The sequence below is a fragment of the Actinoplanes subglobosus genome, assembly GCF_042650585.1.
Classification (GTDB): domain Bacteria; phylum Actinomycetota; class Actinomycetes; order Mycobacteriales; family Micromonosporaceae; genus Actinoplanes; species Actinoplanes subglobosus.
Map to the genome: position 1 here is coordinate 398,610 of NZ_JBHSBL010000005.1, position 15,408 is coordinate 414,017.

At 70.1% G+C, this 15,408-nt stretch carries 14 protein-coding genes; 13 read left to right on the forward strand and 1 reads right to left on the reverse strand.

Going from position 1 to position 15,408, the window contains the following annotated elements; translation table 11 throughout:
* Nucleotides 1–54 precede the first annotated feature (54 nt).
* From uvrA to ACFO0C_RS05300, 11 genes are all read left to right on the forward strand, one after another.
* Nucleotides 55–2,991, forward strand: coding sequence for an excinuclease ABC subunit UvrA (uvrA, locus tag ACFO0C_RS05250; RefSeq protein ID WP_378065359.1), 2,937 nt, complete (start codon nucleotides 55–57; stop codon nucleotides 2,989–2,991).
* A 226-nt stretch (nucleotides 2,992–3,217) separates the two neighbouring features.
* On the forward strand, nucleotides 3,218–3,748 hold the full coding sequence (locus tag ACFO0C_RS05255; RefSeq protein ID WP_378065360.1) for a Rieske (2Fe-2S) protein: 531 nt from the start codon (nucleotides 3,218–3,220) through the stop codon (nucleotides 3,746–3,748).
* 83 nt (nucleotides 3,749–3,831) lie between these two features.
* A complete protein-coding gene (gene uvrC / locus ACFO0C_RS05260) occupies nucleotides 3,832–5,787 on the forward strand; it encodes an excinuclease ABC subunit UvrC (RefSeq protein WP_378065361.1) in 1,956 nt (651 codons plus the stop codon).
* Between the two features lie 74 nt (nucleotides 5,788–5,861).
* The gene (gene rapZ / locus ACFO0C_RS05265) at nucleotides 5,862–6,764 is read left to right on the forward strand and encodes an RNase adapter RapZ (RefSeq protein ID WP_378065562.1); all 903 of its coding nucleotides are present in this window, start codon (nucleotides 5,862–5,864) and stop codon (nucleotides 6,762–6,764) included.
* On the forward strand, nucleotides 6,761–7,777 hold the full coding sequence (locus ACFO0C_RS05270; RefSeq protein WP_378065362.1) for a gluconeogenesis factor YvcK family protein: 1,017 nt from the start codon (nucleotides 6,761–6,763) through the stop codon (nucleotides 7,775–7,777). The genes rapZ and ACFO0C_RS05270 overlap by 4 nt, the downstream gene beginning before the upstream one ends.
* Before the next feature lie 57 nt (nucleotides 7,778–7,834).
* Nucleotides 7,835–8,815 (forward strand): DNA-binding protein WhiA, encoded by a 981-nt coding sequence (gene whiA, locus ACFO0C_RS05275; RefSeq protein ID WP_093610439.1) that lies wholly within the window; start codon nucleotides 7,835–7,837, stop codon nucleotides 8,813–8,815.
* 316 nt (nucleotides 8,816–9,131) lie between these two features.
* Nucleotides 9,132–10,130 carry a type I glyceraldehyde-3-phosphate dehydrogenase gene (gene gap / locus ACFO0C_RS05280; RefSeq protein WP_378065363.1) on the forward strand — a complete coding sequence of 333 codons (999 nt, stop codon included), beginning with the start codon at nucleotides 9,132–9,134 and terminating at the stop codon, nucleotides 10,128–10,130.
* 8 nt (nucleotides 10,131–10,138) lie between these two features.
* The gene (locus ACFO0C_RS05285; protein WP_378065364.1) at nucleotides 10,139–11,335 is read left to right on the forward strand and encodes a phosphoglycerate kinase; all 1,197 of its coding nucleotides are present in this window, start codon (nucleotides 10,139–10,141) and stop codon (nucleotides 11,333–11,335) included.
* The gene (gene tpiA, locus ACFO0C_RS05290) at nucleotides 11,335–12,126 is read left to right on the forward strand and encodes a triose-phosphate isomerase (RefSeq protein ID WP_378065365.1); all 792 of its coding nucleotides are present in this window, start codon (nucleotides 11,335–11,337) and stop codon (nucleotides 12,124–12,126) included. Before ACFO0C_RS05285 ends, tpiA begins: the two co-directional genes overlap by 1 nt.
* Nucleotides 12,127–12,307: 181 nt before the next feature.
* A complete protein-coding gene (gene secG / locus ACFO0C_RS05295; RefSeq protein WP_109602523.1) occupies nucleotides 12,308–12,562 on the forward strand; it encodes a preprotein translocase subunit SecG in 255 nt (84 codons plus the stop codon).
* Nucleotides 12,563–12,712: 150 nt separating this feature from the next.
* A complete protein-coding gene (locus tag ACFO0C_RS05300; RefSeq protein WP_378065367.1) occupies nucleotides 12,713–13,054 on the forward strand; it encodes an RNA polymerase-binding protein RbpA in 342 nt (113 codons plus the stop codon).
* Between the two features lie 46 nt (nucleotides 13,055–13,100).
* Here ACFO0C_RS05300 and ACFO0C_RS05305 read toward each other — a convergent pair whose 3' ends face one another.
* Nucleotides 13,101–13,706: a GNAT family N-acetyltransferase gene (locus ACFO0C_RS05305; RefSeq protein WP_378065368.1), complete on the reverse strand. Its 606-nt coding sequence runs from the start codon at nucleotides 13,704–13,706 to the stop codon at nucleotides 13,101–13,103.
* A gap of 104 nt (nucleotides 13,707–13,810) precedes the next feature.
* Here ACFO0C_RS05305 and ACFO0C_RS05310 point away from each other — a divergent pair, with 104 nt between their 5' ends.
* Together ACFO0C_RS05310 and ACFO0C_RS05315 are read left to right on the forward strand one after the other, a co-directional pair.
* Nucleotides 13,811–14,263 carry a hypothetical protein gene (locus ACFO0C_RS05310; protein ID WP_378065370.1) on the forward strand — a complete coding sequence of 151 codons (453 nt, stop codon included), beginning with the start codon at nucleotides 13,811–13,813 and terminating at the stop codon, nucleotides 14,261–14,263.
* Between the two features lie 45 nt (nucleotides 14,264–14,308).
* Nucleotides 14,309–14,884 (forward strand): RNA polymerase sigma factor, encoded by a 576-nt coding sequence (locus ACFO0C_RS05315; RefSeq protein ID WP_378065371.1) that lies wholly within the window; start codon nucleotides 14,309–14,311, stop codon nucleotides 14,882–14,884.
* The last annotated feature ends 524 nt before the right edge of the window (nucleotides 14,885–15,408 follow it).

The following is a 15,408-nucleotide window of genomic DNA, read 5'->3' on the forward strand; positions in this document are numbered from 1 at the left end:
ACCCCGTAGCTAGAGTGTCTGCTCGACTCATACACCTGTACGGAGAGGCTGGCTGTGGCCGACCGACTGACTATCCGTGGCGCTCGCGAGCACAACCTGCGCGACGTCAACCTCGACCTGCCCCGAGACGCCATGATCGTCTTCACCGGGCTCTCCGGTTCGGGCAAGTCCAGCCTCGCCTTCGACACGATCTTCGCCGAGGGGCAGCGGCGCTACGTGGAGTCGCTGTCGTCCTATGCGCGGCAGTTCCTCGGCCAGATGGACAAGCCGGACGTCGACTTCATCGAGGGCCTGTCCCCGGCGGTGTCCATCGACCAGAAGTCGACGAACCGTAATCCGCGCTCGACCGTCGGCACGATCACCGAGGTCTACGACTATCTGCGTCTGCTCTTCGCCCGGACCGGCATCCCGCACTGCCCGGTCTGCAAGGAGCGGATCAGCAAGCAGACCCCGCAGCAGATCGTCGACCGGGTGCTGGCGATGGACGAGGGCACCCGCTTCATGGTGCTGGCCCCGGTGATCCGCGGCCGCAAGGGGGAGTACGTCGACCTCTTCGCCGAGCTCCAGGCCAAGGGCTACGCGCGGGCCCGGGTCAACGGCGTGGTTCACCCGCTCACCGAGCCGCCGAAGCTGAAGAAGCAGGAGAAACACACCATCGAGGTGGTGATCGACCGGCTCAGCGTGAAGGCGTCCAGCAAGCAGCGCCTCACCGACTCGGTCGAGGCCGCGCTCGGGCTGGCCGGCGGCATCGTCCTGCTCGACTTCGTCGACCTGCCGGAGGGCGACCCGGAGCGGGAGCGCCGCTTCTCCGAGCACCTGGCCTGCCCCAACGACCACCCCCTGGCGATCGAGGACCTGGAGCCCCGGGTCTTCTCCTTCAACGCGCCGTACGGCGCGTGTCCCGAGTGCTCCGGCCTCGGCACGAAGAAGGAGGTCGACCCGGAGCTGCTCATCCCCGACGAGGAGAAGAGCCTGCGCGAGGGCGCGATCCAGCCGTGGGCCGGCGGTACCACCCAGGAGTACTTCACGCGCCTGCTGGAGGCGCTGGCCAGTGCCGAGGGCTTCACTCTGGACACACCGTGGCGGGCGCTGCCGACCCGGGCCCAGAAACTGATCATGTATGGCGCCGACGACCAGGTCCACGTGCGGTACCGGAACAAGTACGGGCGCGAGCGCTCCTACTACACCGGTTTCGAGGGCGTGGTGCAGTGGATCGAGCGGCGGCACAACGACACCGAGAGCGACTGGTCGCGCGAGAAGTACGAGGGGTACATGCGTGACGTGCCCTGCTCGGTCTGCGGCGGCGCCCGGCTCAAGCCCGAGGTGCTGGCGGTGACGCTGGCCGGTCGGAACATCGCCGAGATCTGCAACCTGTCCGTCGGTGAATGCGCCGATCTGCTCGCCTCGTTCGAACTCGACGAGCGGCAGAAGATGATCGCCGAGCGGGTGCTCAAGGAGATCAACGCACGGCTGCGCTTCCTCGTCGACGTCGGCCTGGACTACCTCTCCCTGGACCGGGGCGCCGGCACCCTGTCCGGCGGCGAGGCGCAGCGTATCCGGCTCGCCACCCAGATCGGGTCGGGCCTGGCCGGCGTGCTCTACGTGCTGGACGAGCCGTCGATCGGTCTGCACCAACGGGACAACCACCGGCTGATCGAGACCCTGAAGCGGCTCCGTGACCTGGGCAACACGCTGATCGTCGTGGAGCACGACGAGGACACCATCCGGACGGCGGACTGGGTCGTCGACATCGGCCCGGGCGCCGGCGAGCACGGTGGCCACATCGTGCACAGCGGCTCGGTGGAGGGCCTGCTGGCGAACGAGGAGTCCCCGACCGGCTCCTACCTGTCCGGCCGGAAGTCGATCCCGCTGCCGGCCACCCGCCGCCCGCAGACCGCCGGCCGGGAGGTCGTGGTGCACGGCGCCCGGGAGCACAACCTGCGCAACCTGACCGTGCCGTTCCCGCTGGGCCAGTTCATCGCGGTCACCGGTGTCTCCGGCTCGGGCAAGTCGACGCTGGTCAACGACATCCTGCACACCGTGATGGCCAACCAGATCAACGGTGCCCGGCAGGTGCCCGGCCGGCACACCCGGGTGACCGGCCTGGAGCACGTGGACAAGGTCGTCGGGGTGGACCAGTCGCCGATCGGGCGGACCCCGCGGTCCAACCCGGCCACCTACACCGGTGTCTTCGATCACATCCGCAAGCTGTTCGCGGAGACGACGGAGGCCAAGGTCCGGGGGTACGGTCCGGGCCGGTTCTCGTTCAACGTCAAGGGCGGCCGCTGCGAGAACTGCTCGGGCGACGGCACCATCAAGATCGAGATGAACTTCCTGCCGGACGTCTACGTCCCGTGTGAGGTGTGCAAGGGCGCCCGGTACAACCGGGAGACCCTGGAGGTGCACTACAAGGGCAAGACCATCTCGGAGATCCTGAACATGCCGATCGAGGAGGCCGCCGACTTCTTCTCGGCGCTCCCGTCGATCCACCGGCACCTGCGCACCCTGGTCGAGGTCGGCCTGGGCTACGTCCGGCTGGGCCAGCCCGCGACCACCCTGTCCGGCGGTGAGGCACAGCGCGTGAAACTCGCCTCCGAGCTGCAGAAACGTTCGACCGGACGGACCGTCTACGTGCTCGACGAGCCGACCACCGGCCTGCACTTCGAGGACATCCGCAAGCTGCTCCTGGTGCTCAACGGCCTGGTCGACAAGGGCAACACGGTGATCACGATCGAGCACAACCTCGACGTGATCAAGTCGGCGGACTGGCTGATCGACATGGGCCCGGAGGGCGGCAGCAAGGGCGGCCTGGTGCTGGCGGCGGGCCGGCCCGAGGAACTGGCCGAGGTGCCGGAGAGTCACACCGGGCAGTTCCTGCGGCACATGCTGGGCCTGTCCGGCGAGCCCGGTGGATCGAAGGACGCGGTCGGCCGGGCCGCGAAGGCCAACGGGACGCGGACCACCCGTTCCCGGGCCAAGGTCACGGCCTGATTTAGAAGATTCTTAGACGACTCTCAGCTACCGCACCCGGTTGGTCTCCTAAGGTCACCCGGGTGCCCCGCTGTTCGGCATACTCCGGCAAATGGGTCGGCTGAACACGGAGGAAGCGGGAGAATCTCGCCTTGGCACGTTGAACTGATCGTGGATCCTGATCCGTATTCCGGTGCGACTCCGCGTGACATTGGCGGCAGAAGACAGGTAGTGGAGGGCGACAAAGATGACTGACGTGCAGCCGAGGACCGACGCCGAGATCCAGCAGGACCGTACGGGCTCCACCTCGACACGACGCGTCGTCCTGATGGGCGCCGGTGGCGTTGGTGTCGCCGCGGCCCTGGCGGCCTGCGGTACGGACTCCAGCAACACCAACCCGAACGGCACCGACTTCAACAACAACCCGGTCCCGGCCGGCAGCGCGGGCACCGAGGGCGGCAGCACCGGTGGCGGCAGCACCGGCGGTGGTGGCGGCACGGTTCTGGTCGCCGCGTCCGAGGTGGCGGTGGGCGGCGGTGTGATCCTCGACGACCTGGTCGTCACGCAGCCGACCGAGGGTGAGTACAAGGCGTTCAGCAACGTCTGCACCCACCAGCAGTGCAAGGTCACCGAGATCAAGAACAAGCAGATCGCCTGCAAGTGCCACAACAGCTACTTCTCGATCGAGGACGGCTCGCCGATCTCCGGCCCGGCCGGGACCGCGCTCGCCGCGACCAAGGTCGAGCTGGACGGCGACAACAACATCGTCACCGCCTGACGGACCGCAGGCCCGGGCCGTGGCGGCGGCACCGGGCCTCCGGCCGGGCAATTCTGTCAGTCCCACGCACTAGTGTTGGGGATGTGCCAGACCCGTCCACCTATCGCCCGGCTCCCGGTACCATCCCCGACGCCCCGGGCGTCTACCGATTCCGTGATCCGGCCGGCCGGGTCATCTATGTCGGCAAGGCCAAGAGCCTGCGCAACCGGCTCAACTCCTATTTCGCCGACGTCTGGTCGCTGCACGCGCGGACGCAGCAGATGGTCACCACGGCCGGCAGCGTGGACTGGGTCACCGTCGGCACCGAGGTCGAGGCGCTGCAGCTGGAGTTCTCCTGGATCAAGGAGTTCGACCCCCGCTTCAATGTGAAATACCGCGACGACAAGTCGTATCCGTTTCTCGCCGTCACCCTCGACGAGGAGTTCCCCCGCCTCCAGGTGATGCGCGGCGCCAAGCGCAAGGGTGTCCGCTATTTCGGCCCCTACTCGCACGCCTGGGCCATCCGCGAGACCCTCGACCTGCTGCTGCGGGTCTTCCCGGCGCGCACCTGCTCGGCCGGTGTCTTCAAGCGGGCCCACCAGATCGGCCGGCCCTGCCTGCTCGGCGACATCGGCAAGTGCTCGGCCCCGTGTGTCGGCCGGGTCAGCCAGGAGGAGCACCGGGCGATCGTCGACGACTTCTGTGACTTCATGGCCGGCCGTACCGACCAGTTCCTCAAGCGGGTCGAGCGGGAGATGTTCCAGGCCTCCGAGGAGCTGGAGTTCGAGCGGGCCGCCCGGCTCCGCGACGACCTGGTGGCCCTGCGCCGCGCTCTGGAGAAACAGACCGTCGTTCTCGGCGACGGCACCGACGCCGACATCGTGGCCTTCGCCGAGGATCCGCTCGAGGCCGCCGTCCAGGTGTTCCACGTGCGTGACGGCCGGGTCCGCGGCCAGCGCGGCTGGGTGGTGGAGAAGGTGGAGGACCTGTCCACCGGCGACCTGGTCCACCACTTCTGCACGCAGATGTACGGGGAGGAGCACGGCGAGAACGACGTGCCCCGGGAGCTGCTGGTGCCCGCGCTGCCGGACGACGCCGACGCGCTCTCCGACTGGCTGTCCGAGCACCGGGGCAGCCGGGTCAGCCTGCGGATCCCGCAGCGCGGCGACAAGAAATCGTTGATGGAGACGGTGGCGCGCAACGCCGCCGAGGTCCTCCAGCGGCACAAGTTGCGCCGGTCCGGCGACCTGACCACCCGCAGCAAGGCGCTGGAGGAGATCGCCGAGTCGCTGGGCATGGAGGGTGTGCCGCTGCGCATCGAGTGCTTCGACGTCTCGCAGATCCAGGGCACCGACGTGGTCGCCTCGATGGTGGTCTTCGAGGACGGGCTGGAGCGCAAGAGCGAGTATCGGCGTTTCATCGTCCGGGGCAACGCGGACGGCAGTGGCATGGACGACCTGTCGGCGATGAGCGAGGTGATGCGGCGCCGGTTCGCCCGCTACAAGGCGCTGGCACCGGTGGGGGAGACCGACGGCGAGGCCGGCGCCGAGGGGGAACTGCCCGGCATCGACCCCTTGACCGGCAAGGCGCGCCGGTTTGCGTACCCCCCTCAATTGATCGTGGTCGACGGCGGCCAGCCGCAGGTCAACGCGGTCGCCGCGGTCCTGGCCGAGATGGGCGTGACCGATGTCGCCCTGTGCGGGCTGGCCAAGCGGCTGGAGGAGGTGTGGCTGCCGGCCGACGACTTCCCGGTGATTCTGCCGCGCACGTCGGAGGCGCTCTACCTGCTCCAGCGGGTGCGCGACGAGGCACACCGGTTCGCCATCACCTTCCACCGGCAGCGGCGGTCCAAGCGGATGACCGAGTCCGCGCTCGACGAGGTGGCCGGTCTGGGTGAGGTCCGCCGCAAGGCGCTGCTGCGTCATTTCGGGTCGCTGAAACGGGTGGCCGACGCCACTCCGGAGGAGATCGCCGAGGTGCCCGGGATCGGTCTGAAGACGGCGGAATCGGTGCTGGCGGCGTTGCGTTCACCCGAGACGGGGAAGACTGCGGGGCGGTAGCGCCCGGCGGCCTACCATGTTGTGTCCGCCGAATCAGCGGGCGTGATGACGCAGGAGGCGTGGTGACCGAAGCGATGCCGGACCTCGGGCCCGACGAGGTGGTGGAGCCCGACGAGGCCGGGACCGACCTGGTGGTGGTGACGGGGCTCTCCGGCGGCGGCCGCAGCACGGTGGCGCGGGCGCTGGAAAATGTCGGGTTCTACGTGGTCGACAACCTGCCGCAGGCCCTGATGCTGGAGATGGCCGAGCTGGCCTTCGCCGCCGGGGGCGCCGCCCGGCGCACGGCGATGGTGCTCGACGTGCGCAGCCGTGCCTTCTCCACCGACCTGGCCGGTGCGGTGCGGGCGCTCAAGGAGCGCGGCTTCTCGCCGCGCGTGGTGTTCGTGGACGCCGACGACGAGGTGCTGATCCGCCGTTTCGAGTCGGTGCGGCGCTCGCACCCGCTGCAGGGTGACGGGCGGCTGGCCGACGGCATCGCCGCCGAGCGCAAGCTGCTGGCGGAGGCCCGCGAGCAGTCCGACGTAATCATCGACACCAGTCATCTGAATGTGAATCAGCTGCGCCGCCGGGTCGAGGAGCTGTTCGGCGGCGAGGATTCGCGCCGTCTGCGGATCACCGTGCTCTCGTTCGGCTTCAAGTACGGCCTGCCCCCGGACGCCGACTACGTGCTGGACGCCCGGTTCCTGCCCAACCCGTTCTGGGTACCGGAGCTGCGTGAGCACACCGGTCTGGAGGAGGGGGTGAGCAGCTACGTCCTGGGTCAGGAGGGCGCGACCGACTTCGTCGCCACCTACGCCGGCCTGATCGCGGCCACCGCTCCCGGTTTCGAGCGGGAGGGCAAGCGCTACCTGACCGTCGCGATCGGCTGCACCGGTGGCAAGCACCGCAGTGTCGCGATCGCCGAGGAGCTGACCTCCCAGCTGGGCGACATGCGCCTGTCCGCGCACACTTCGCACCGCGACCTGGGGCGCGAGTGACGGCGATCCGGGTGGTCGCCTTCGGCGGCGGGCACGGGTTGAGCGCCTCGCTGCGGGCGCTCCGGCACAGTGCCCGGGACCTGGACCTGGACATCACGGCGATCGTGACGGTCGGTGACGACGGCGGCTCCAGTGGCCGTCTGCGGGTCGAGCGGGACGCGCTGCTGCCGCCCGGTGACCTGCGGCAGGCGCTGGCCGCCCTGGCCGACGACCACCCGACGCACCGGCTCACCGCGAGCCTGATGCAGCACCGGTTCGCCGCGATGTCGATGGCGATGCCGGAGCCGGCCACCGGCCGCGGCCCGCGGATCGAGCGGCGGGCCGACCGCAGCCAGGACACCCTGGCCGGGCACGCGGTCGGCAACCTGCTGCTGCTCGGCCTGATCGAGATGCTCGGCGACCCGGTGGCCGCGCTCGACCACGCCGCCGAGATGGTCGGCGCGCGAGGCCGGGTGCTGCCGATGGCGCGGCACGCGGTCGGCATCGAGGCCGATGTGGTGGCGGCCGACGGCGGCCGGGTCACGATCTCCGGCCAGCACTCGGTGGCCGTCGCCGACGGGCGGGTGGCCTCGCTGCGCCTGGTGCCGGCCGACCCGCCGGTCTGCCCGGAGGCGGTCGAGGCGGTCCGGGCCGCGGACTGGCTGATCTTCGGCCCGGGCAGCTGGTATACGAGTGTCCTGCCGCACCTGCTGGTCCCGGAGCTGGCCGCGGCGATCGTGGCGAGCCCGGCCCGCCGGCTGGTCACCCTCAATCTCAGCCCGGACCGGGAGACGGCCGGCCTCTCCACCGCCGACCATCTGGCGGCTCTCCACTGGTACCTTCCACAGCTCCGGGTCGACACGGTTCTCGCCGACGCGAAGTGGGTCGGTGAGCCCGAGCCGGTCCGTGCCGCGGCGCAGGCGCTCGGTGCGGAGCTGGTTCTGGTACCCGTGGCCGTTGCGGACGGCAGCCCACGGCATGATCCTGAGTCATTGGGCGCCGCCCTGGTGCCAGTATTGGGCGCCACTCGTTGATTACTGACGTAGTGCGGCACACACTGTTCAAGATCCGGCGCATGAGGTGACAACACGATGGCGATGACGGCAGCGGTCAAGGACGAGCTGAGCCGGGTCGACGTGCCCAAGCCCTGTTGTCGTCGTGCGGAGATGGCGGCGCTGCTGCGCTTCGCCGGTGGGCTGCACATCGTCTCCGGCCGGGTGGTCGTCGAGGCGGAGCTGGACACCGGGGCGGTGGCCCGGCGGCTGCGGCGGGAGATCGCCGACGTCTACGGCTACCCCAGCGAGGTGCACGTGCTCGCGTCCGGCGGTCTGCGCAAGGGCAGTCACTACATCGTCCGGATCGTCAAGGACGGCGAGGTCCTGGCCCGCCAGACCGGCCTGCTCGACGTGCGCGGCCGCCCGGTCCGCGGCCTGCCGCAGCATGTCGTCAGCGGCAACGTGTGCTGCTCGGTCGCCGCCTGGCGCGGTGCGTTCATGGCGCACGGCTCGCTCACCGAGCCGGGCCGCTCCAGCGCGCTGGAGATCACCTGCCCGGGCCCGGAGGCGGCGCTGGCGCTGCGCGGCGCGGCCCGGCGCATCGGCATCACCGCGAAGGACCGCGAGGTGCGCGGCGTCGACCGGGTGGTGATCAAGGACGGCGACGCGATCGCCGCGCTGCTCACCCGGGTCGGCGCGCATTCCAGCGTGCTGGCGTGGGAGGAGCGGAGGGTACGCCGTGAGGTGCGCGCGACCGCGAACCGGCTGGCCAACTTCGACGACGCGAACCTGCGGCGCTCGGCCCGCGCGGCGGTCGCGGCCGCGGCCCGGGTCACCCGGGCGCTGGAGATCCTCTCCGAGGACGCGCCGAACCATCTGACGTCGGCCGGCCGGCTGCGCCTGGAGCACCGGCAGGCGTCCCTGGAGGAGCTGGGCGCTCTGGCCGACCCGCCGCTGACCAAGGACGCGATCGCCGGCCGGATCCGCCGCCTGCTGGCGCTGGCCGACAAGCGGGCCCGTGACCTCGGCATCCCGGACACCGAGGCGGCCGTCACACCGGAGATGATGGCCTGCTGACGGGTGATCCCGATCACCTCGATCGAGGGACCTTCGGACCTTATCCGGTACGGCCACCTGGGCCAGGCTGATGACGTCGTCGGTAACGTCGCTGTGATCCGTTTAGGTAACGTTCAGGTCGCGCCCCGCTGCTCCGCGGGTGTTCGGCCTCGGATAGTGTCACGGGTGACGGCGACGGTGCCGGCAGTCCGGTCGAGCCCCCCGTCATCGCATTTTCTGGGTGCGGCGGCCGGACGCCTCGAGTCGGCCCAACGGTCGGCATGCAGACCCCTCCGCCGGTCGCAGATTCCGGCGGACCGTAAAGAGGAGACCACCTGTGACCATCCGGGTTGGCATCAACGGCTTCGGCCGTATCGGTCGTAACTTCTTCCGGGCGGTTCTCGCCTCCGGCGCCGACATCGAGATCGTCGGCGTGAACGACCTGACCGACAACGCCACGCTGGCTCACCTGCTGAAGTACGACAGCATCCTGGGCCGTCTGGGCCTCGAGGTGAAGGCCTCCGCCGACGAGATCACCGTCGGTGGCAAGACGTTCAAGGCGTTCGCCGAGCGCGACCCGAACAACCTGCCCTGGGGCGAGCTGGGCGCCGACGTCGTCATCGAGTCGACCGGCTTCTTCACCGACGCCACCAAGGCCAAGGCGCACCTGGACAAGGGCGCCAAGAAGGTCATCATCTCGGCCCCGGCCAAGAACGAGGACATCACCATCGTGGTGGGTGTCAACGACAACCTGTACGACGCCGCGAAGCACAACATCATCTCCAACGCGTCGTGCACCACGAACTGCCTCGCCCCGATGGCGAAGGTCCTGAACGACACGATCGGGATCGAGCGTGGTCTGATGACCACCATCCACGCGTACACCCAGGACCAGAACCTGCAGGACGGCCCGCACAGCGACCTGCGCCGCGCCCGCGCCGCCGCGCTGAACATCGTGCCGACCTCGACCGGGGCCGCCAAGGCCGTCAGCCTGGTGCTGCCGGAGCTCAAGGGCAAGCTGGACGGCTTCGCGCTGCGGGTGCCGATCCCCACCGGCTCGGCCACCGACCTGACCTTCACCGCGTCCCGTGACACCACGGTCGAGGAGGTCAACTCGGTGATCAAGGCCGCCGCCGAGGGCGCGCTCAAGGGCATCCTGGTCTACACCGAGGACCCGATCGTGTCGGCCGACATCGTCACCGACCCGGCCTCCTCGATCTTCGACGCCGGCCTCACCAAGGTGATCGGCAACCAGGTCAAGGTCGTCTCCTGGTACGACAACGAGTGGGGCTACTCGAACCGCCTCGTCGACCTGGTCAAGCTCGTCGGGGCCTGATCTTCCAGATGAAGACTCTCGACGACCTGCTCGGCGAGGGTGTCTCGGGTCGGCGCGTGTTCGTGCGCGCCGACCTGAACGTCCCGTTCGACAAGGCAAACCCGGGCACGATCAGTGACGACGGCCGCGCCCGCGCGGTGCTGCCGACGCTGATCGCCCTGCGTGACGCGGGCGCCCGCGTGATCGTGGCGTCCCACCTGGGCCGCCCGAAGGGCGCGCCGGACCCCAAGTTCACCCTTGCCCCGGTGGCGACCCGTCTCGGCGAGCTGCTCGGCTCGTCGGTGGTCTTCGCTTCCGACACCGTCGGCGCCGACGCCCGGGCCAAGGTCGAGGCGCTCGCCGACGGTCAGGTCCTCCTGCTGGAGAACCTGCGCTTCAACGCCGGCGAGACCTCGAAGGACGACGCCGAGCGTGGCGCCTTCGCGGACCAGCTGGCGGCGTTCGCCGACTTCTACGTCGACGACGCCTTCGGCGCCGTGCACCGCAAGCACGCTTCGGTGTACGACGTGCCGGCCCGCCTGCCGCACTACGCGGGTGGACTCGTCCTCAAGGAGGTCGAGGTCCTCAAGCGGGTGTCGGAGAGCCCGGAGCAGCCCTACGTCGTCGTGCTCGGCGGCTCGAAGGTCTCCGACAAGCTCGCCGTCATCCAGGCGCTGCTGCCCAAGGTGGACAAGCTCCTCGTCGGTGGCGGCATGTGCTTCACCTTCCTCAAGGCCCAGGGCCACGAGGTCGGCAAGTCGCTGCTCGAGGACGAGATGGTCTCCGTCTGTGCCGACCTGCTCGCGCAGGCCGACGGCCGGATCGTGCTGCCCGTCGACGTCGTGGCCGCCACCGAGTTCTCGGCGGACGCCACGCACGATGTCGTCGCGGCGGCGGACATCCCGGCCGACCGGCTGGGTCTCGACATCGGCCCGAAGTCGACGGAGTTGTTCGCGTCGGCGATCGCCGGTGCGAAGACGGTGTTCTGGAACGGGCCGATGGGCGTGTTCGAGCTGGCGCCGTTCGCCGCGGGCACCCGTGGCGTGGCCGAGGCGATCACCAAGATCGACGGCTTCTCGGTCGTCGGTGGCGGTGACTCCGCGGCCGCCGTGCGCACGCTCGGGCTCGACGAGTCCGCGTTCGGTCACATCTCCACCGGTGGGGGCGCGTCCCTGGAGTACCTCGAAGGCAAGACGCTGCCGGGCGTCGCCGCTCTGGAGAAGTGATGGGTGACGTGACCCGCAAGCCGATCATCGCCGGCAACTGGAAGATGAACCTCAATCACTTCGAGGCGATCCTCCTGGTCCGGAAACTGGCCGCGAGCCTGAACGCCGAGCAGCTGGAGGCCGTCGAGACGGTCGTCCTGCCGCCGTTCACCGATCTGCGCAGCGTCGAGGGCGCGATCAAGGACGACAAGCTCAACATCGGGTACGGCGCGCAGGACGTCTCGAAGTTCGCGTCCGGCGCGTACACCGGCGAGATCTCCGGCGGCATGCTCGCCAAGCTGGGCTGCACCTACGTCGTGGTCGGCCACTCCGAGCGCCGTGAGTACCACGCCGAGGACGACGCGACCGTCAACGCGAAGAACAAGGCCGCCTTCGAGGCCGGTCTCGTGCCGATCTTCTGCGTCGGTGAGGGCCTGGAGATCCGTGAGGCCGGCAACCAGGTCGAGCACGTGCTCGCCCAGGTCGACGCCGGTCTCGAGGGGCTGAAGACCGAGCAGCTCAAGCAGATCGTGATCGCCTACGAGCCGGTCTGGGCGATCGGCACCGGCAAGACCGCGACGCCGGAGGACGCCCAGGAGGTCTGCGGCGCGATCCGTGGCCGCCTCGCCGAGAAGTTCGGCGCCGAGGTGGCCGACGTGGTCCGGATCCAGTACGGCGGCTCGGTGAAGGCGAACAACATCGCCCAGATCATGGCCAAGCCGGACGTGGACGGTGCCCTGGTCGGCGGTGCCGCTCTGGACGCCGAGGGCTTCGCCGCCATCGTGCGTTTCCCGGAGCATGTCGGACGCTGATGAACTTTTTTCAACGTGGCGAGGCCGGGCCACCGCGAGAGATCGACAATCTTGCGTCTTCGGCTCGATGCCAGGTTGAAAAAGGTTCACGGTAATTAAGCGCGTGCCCGGTCGTATCATGCGGCCGGGCACCCGCTATTGTGGGACCGCTGCTTGCCCTTCGAGAGGAATGAACCCGACGATGCCGATCGCGTTCGCTTACACGTTGATCGTGTTGCTGATCATCACCAGCATCCTGCTGACCCTGCTGATCCTTCTGCACCGTGGCAAGGGCGGCGGCATGTCGAGCATGTTCGGCGGCGGCGTTACCTCCAGCCTGGCCGGCTCCTCGGTGGCGGAGAAAAACCTCGACCGTTACACGGTTCTCGTGGGAATCATCTGGTTCGCCTGCATTGTCGGGCTCGGCTTCTGGCTGAAGGTCCAGCTGGCTTCCTGACAGCGCGTTGTAGTCGTACAATCTGCCGCGCGGCCGGATTCTCCGGTCGTGCGGTTTTTTGTTCCTGCTGTCCGGTTCGCGCGCCCCTCACGAGTCCCCCGGAACCGGACGGCTACCTCTGAGAGGCCCCTCGAGACAGGAGTGACGTCCGTGTCCAGTGGCAGCGCTATTCGCGGTAGCCGTGTCGGGTCCAGCCCGATGCGACCCGACGAGCGCAGCGAACCCGCACCGCGCAGGCAGGTGACCTATTTCTGCGCGGCCGGTCACGACAGCATCATCTGGTTCGCGGCGGAGGCGGCGAACCCCGACACCTGGGACTGTCCGCGGTGCGGGCAGCCGGCCGGTCTCGACCGGTCCAATCCGCCGGGTCGGGCGCGCGCCGAGCCGTACAAGTCGCATCTGGCGTATGTGAAGGAGCGCCGTTCCGAGGAGGACGCCGCGGCGATCCTCGCCGAGGCGCTCGCCAAGGTCCGTCAGCGACGCGGCGAATGAGCCAGGGGGAGCGCCGGCTGGACAGGGGCAGCCGGCGCGCCCCGGATCACCTCGGCGGGCTGGTGTCGCGGCCCACGAAGCGGGCGCCCGGGTTCGGCACCGCGATGTCGTGGAAACCCAGCTTGCGATAGAAGGCGTAGGCCCCCGTGTTCTCGGCGGCCATGCCGAGATGCACCCTCGCCACCCCGGCGGCGCGCAGCCCGGCCAGGAAGGCCGCCATCAGCGCCCGGCCCTGACCCCGGCCCTGCCACTCCGGCAGCAGATCGATGTGCAGATGGGCCGGATAGTCGGCGAACTCCGGCCGGACCATCTTCTCCGGCGAGTGGAACACCGCGGCCAGTTCCCGGTCCTTCGGATCGTCGGCGGCGAACGTCTCCGCCTTGGCCGGGATCCACTCCTCGCGGAACCATGTCACGAACGCCTCGGTGTCCGCGGTGCCCAGGATGTAGCCGACCGCCGCACCCGTGCCGTCGTCGAGGACGTGGGCGTGCCCGGGTTCGCGGGTCACGTACGGCACCGCCCAGACGTCGCCGAGCATGCGGTCCGAGGTGTGCCTGCCGCGTGCGTCCTGTCCCGAGGCGGCGGTACGCACGCAGATGTCATAGATCGCGTCGAGGTCGGTGGGCCGGTAGGCGCGAATGGTCGGCTGCATGCTTCGAAGCCTAGATCTGTGGCGCGCGTCACTTCGGAACCGCCAACCTTCCGGCGGGCCACGCGTCTACTCCTGCGACAGCACCCCAACGAGCAGGAGTACCGATGCGAATCTCGACCCGTGGCCTCGCCCTCACCGTCGGCGCCGTGACCGTGCTGGGTATCGCCGGCCTGTCGGCCACCGCGTTCGCCGACGAGGCCACCCCGGCCCCGGTGCCCCCGACCCCGGCGACGACCGCCTACCAGCCGACCGACGGTCCGGCCACCCCGGCGCCGTCGAAGCCGGTCGAGGCGACCGCTTCGACGTCGGCGATCGCGGCGACCCCGGCGCCGTCGAGGTCGGCCGAGACCGGCTACAAGCCGACCGCCGAGCCGGCCGCACCCACCGCCTCGCCGGTCGGGAAACCCGCCACCACGCCTGCCGGGAAGCCCGCCGTCACCCCGGGCACCGGGCCCGCCGCGAGCCCCGCGACCGGGAAGCCGGGCGTCACCCCGGGCACCGGGCCGACCGTGTCCAAGGCTCCGAAGCCGGCCACCACGCCGTCGCGCTCGAACTGACCCGGAAGGTACCGTTCGTTCCCTCCACACCACCCCGGGGCGCTAGTGATCTCTGTTCTGCCGTTCCCCTCGCTGCTCGCCTGGCTGCGCGGAGTCTCCGCCGGTGTGCGAGCGGCCGGTCGTGGCACCCCGGAGACGCCACCGGCGATCAACGAGCTCTACCACAGCCGGCGGCTCAGCATGGTGCGGCTGGCGGTGCTGATGGTCGACGACCTGTCGACCGCGGAGGACATCGTGCAGGACGTGTTCACCGCCCTCTACCGGCGGCACGGGGCCGACCTGCGTGGGGTGACGGATCCGAACGCGTACCTCATCACCGGGGTGACGAACGCGGCACGGTCCGCGCTGCGCCGACGCCGGACCGCCCGGGCCTATCTTCCTCCGCCGCCGGAGAACGTTCCGGCGGCGGAGGACGAGGCGCTGCTCGGGGTCGGTGACCGGGAGATGCTGGGGGCGCTGCGCGGCCTGACCGCCCGGCAGCGCCAGGTGCTGGTCCTCCGCTACTGGTCGGAGCTCTCCGAGGAGGAGATCGCCGACACGCTGCGTGTCTCCCGCGGCACGGTCAAGTCGACGGCGCACCGCGCGCTGTCCATCCTGCGAGCACGAATGGGGGACCGGTGACCGACGACCTGGAACTACGGCTGCGGAGCGCACTGGCCGCCCGGGCTGGTCAGATCACCCAGGAGCGGCTGCGGTTCGGGGTGCCGCCGACAGTCGCGGCGCCGCGCAAACGGCTGCGACTGTGGCGCTGGCTGCCGTTACCGGCCGGGGTGGCGATCGCGGCGGTGGCGCTGGCCGTGACGTTGGGGCCTGGCGCGCCGGATCCCGCGCCGGTCCAGCCGGCCGACCCGGCGGNCACCGCGCCGCCGGCGTCGTCCACCCCGGCCGCGCCGTCTGTCTCGGCGACCGATTCCGCGCCCGTGGTGTCGGCTCCGCCGTCCGCGCCGAGCACCCCGTCCCGGTCGGCGGCGACCAAACCGGTCACCGGCACACCCGAGTCGACACCGTCCGCGAAAACCGTCGGCCCGAGGCCCGGCGCCAGCCCAGCGGCCGGCCCCTCGACTTGACCCGCGACCCGTCGCGGCGGGCGCGCCGGCCCGCGGTCCGTTCCGGACCGCCGGTCGGCATGCGGGCGGCGGTCACGG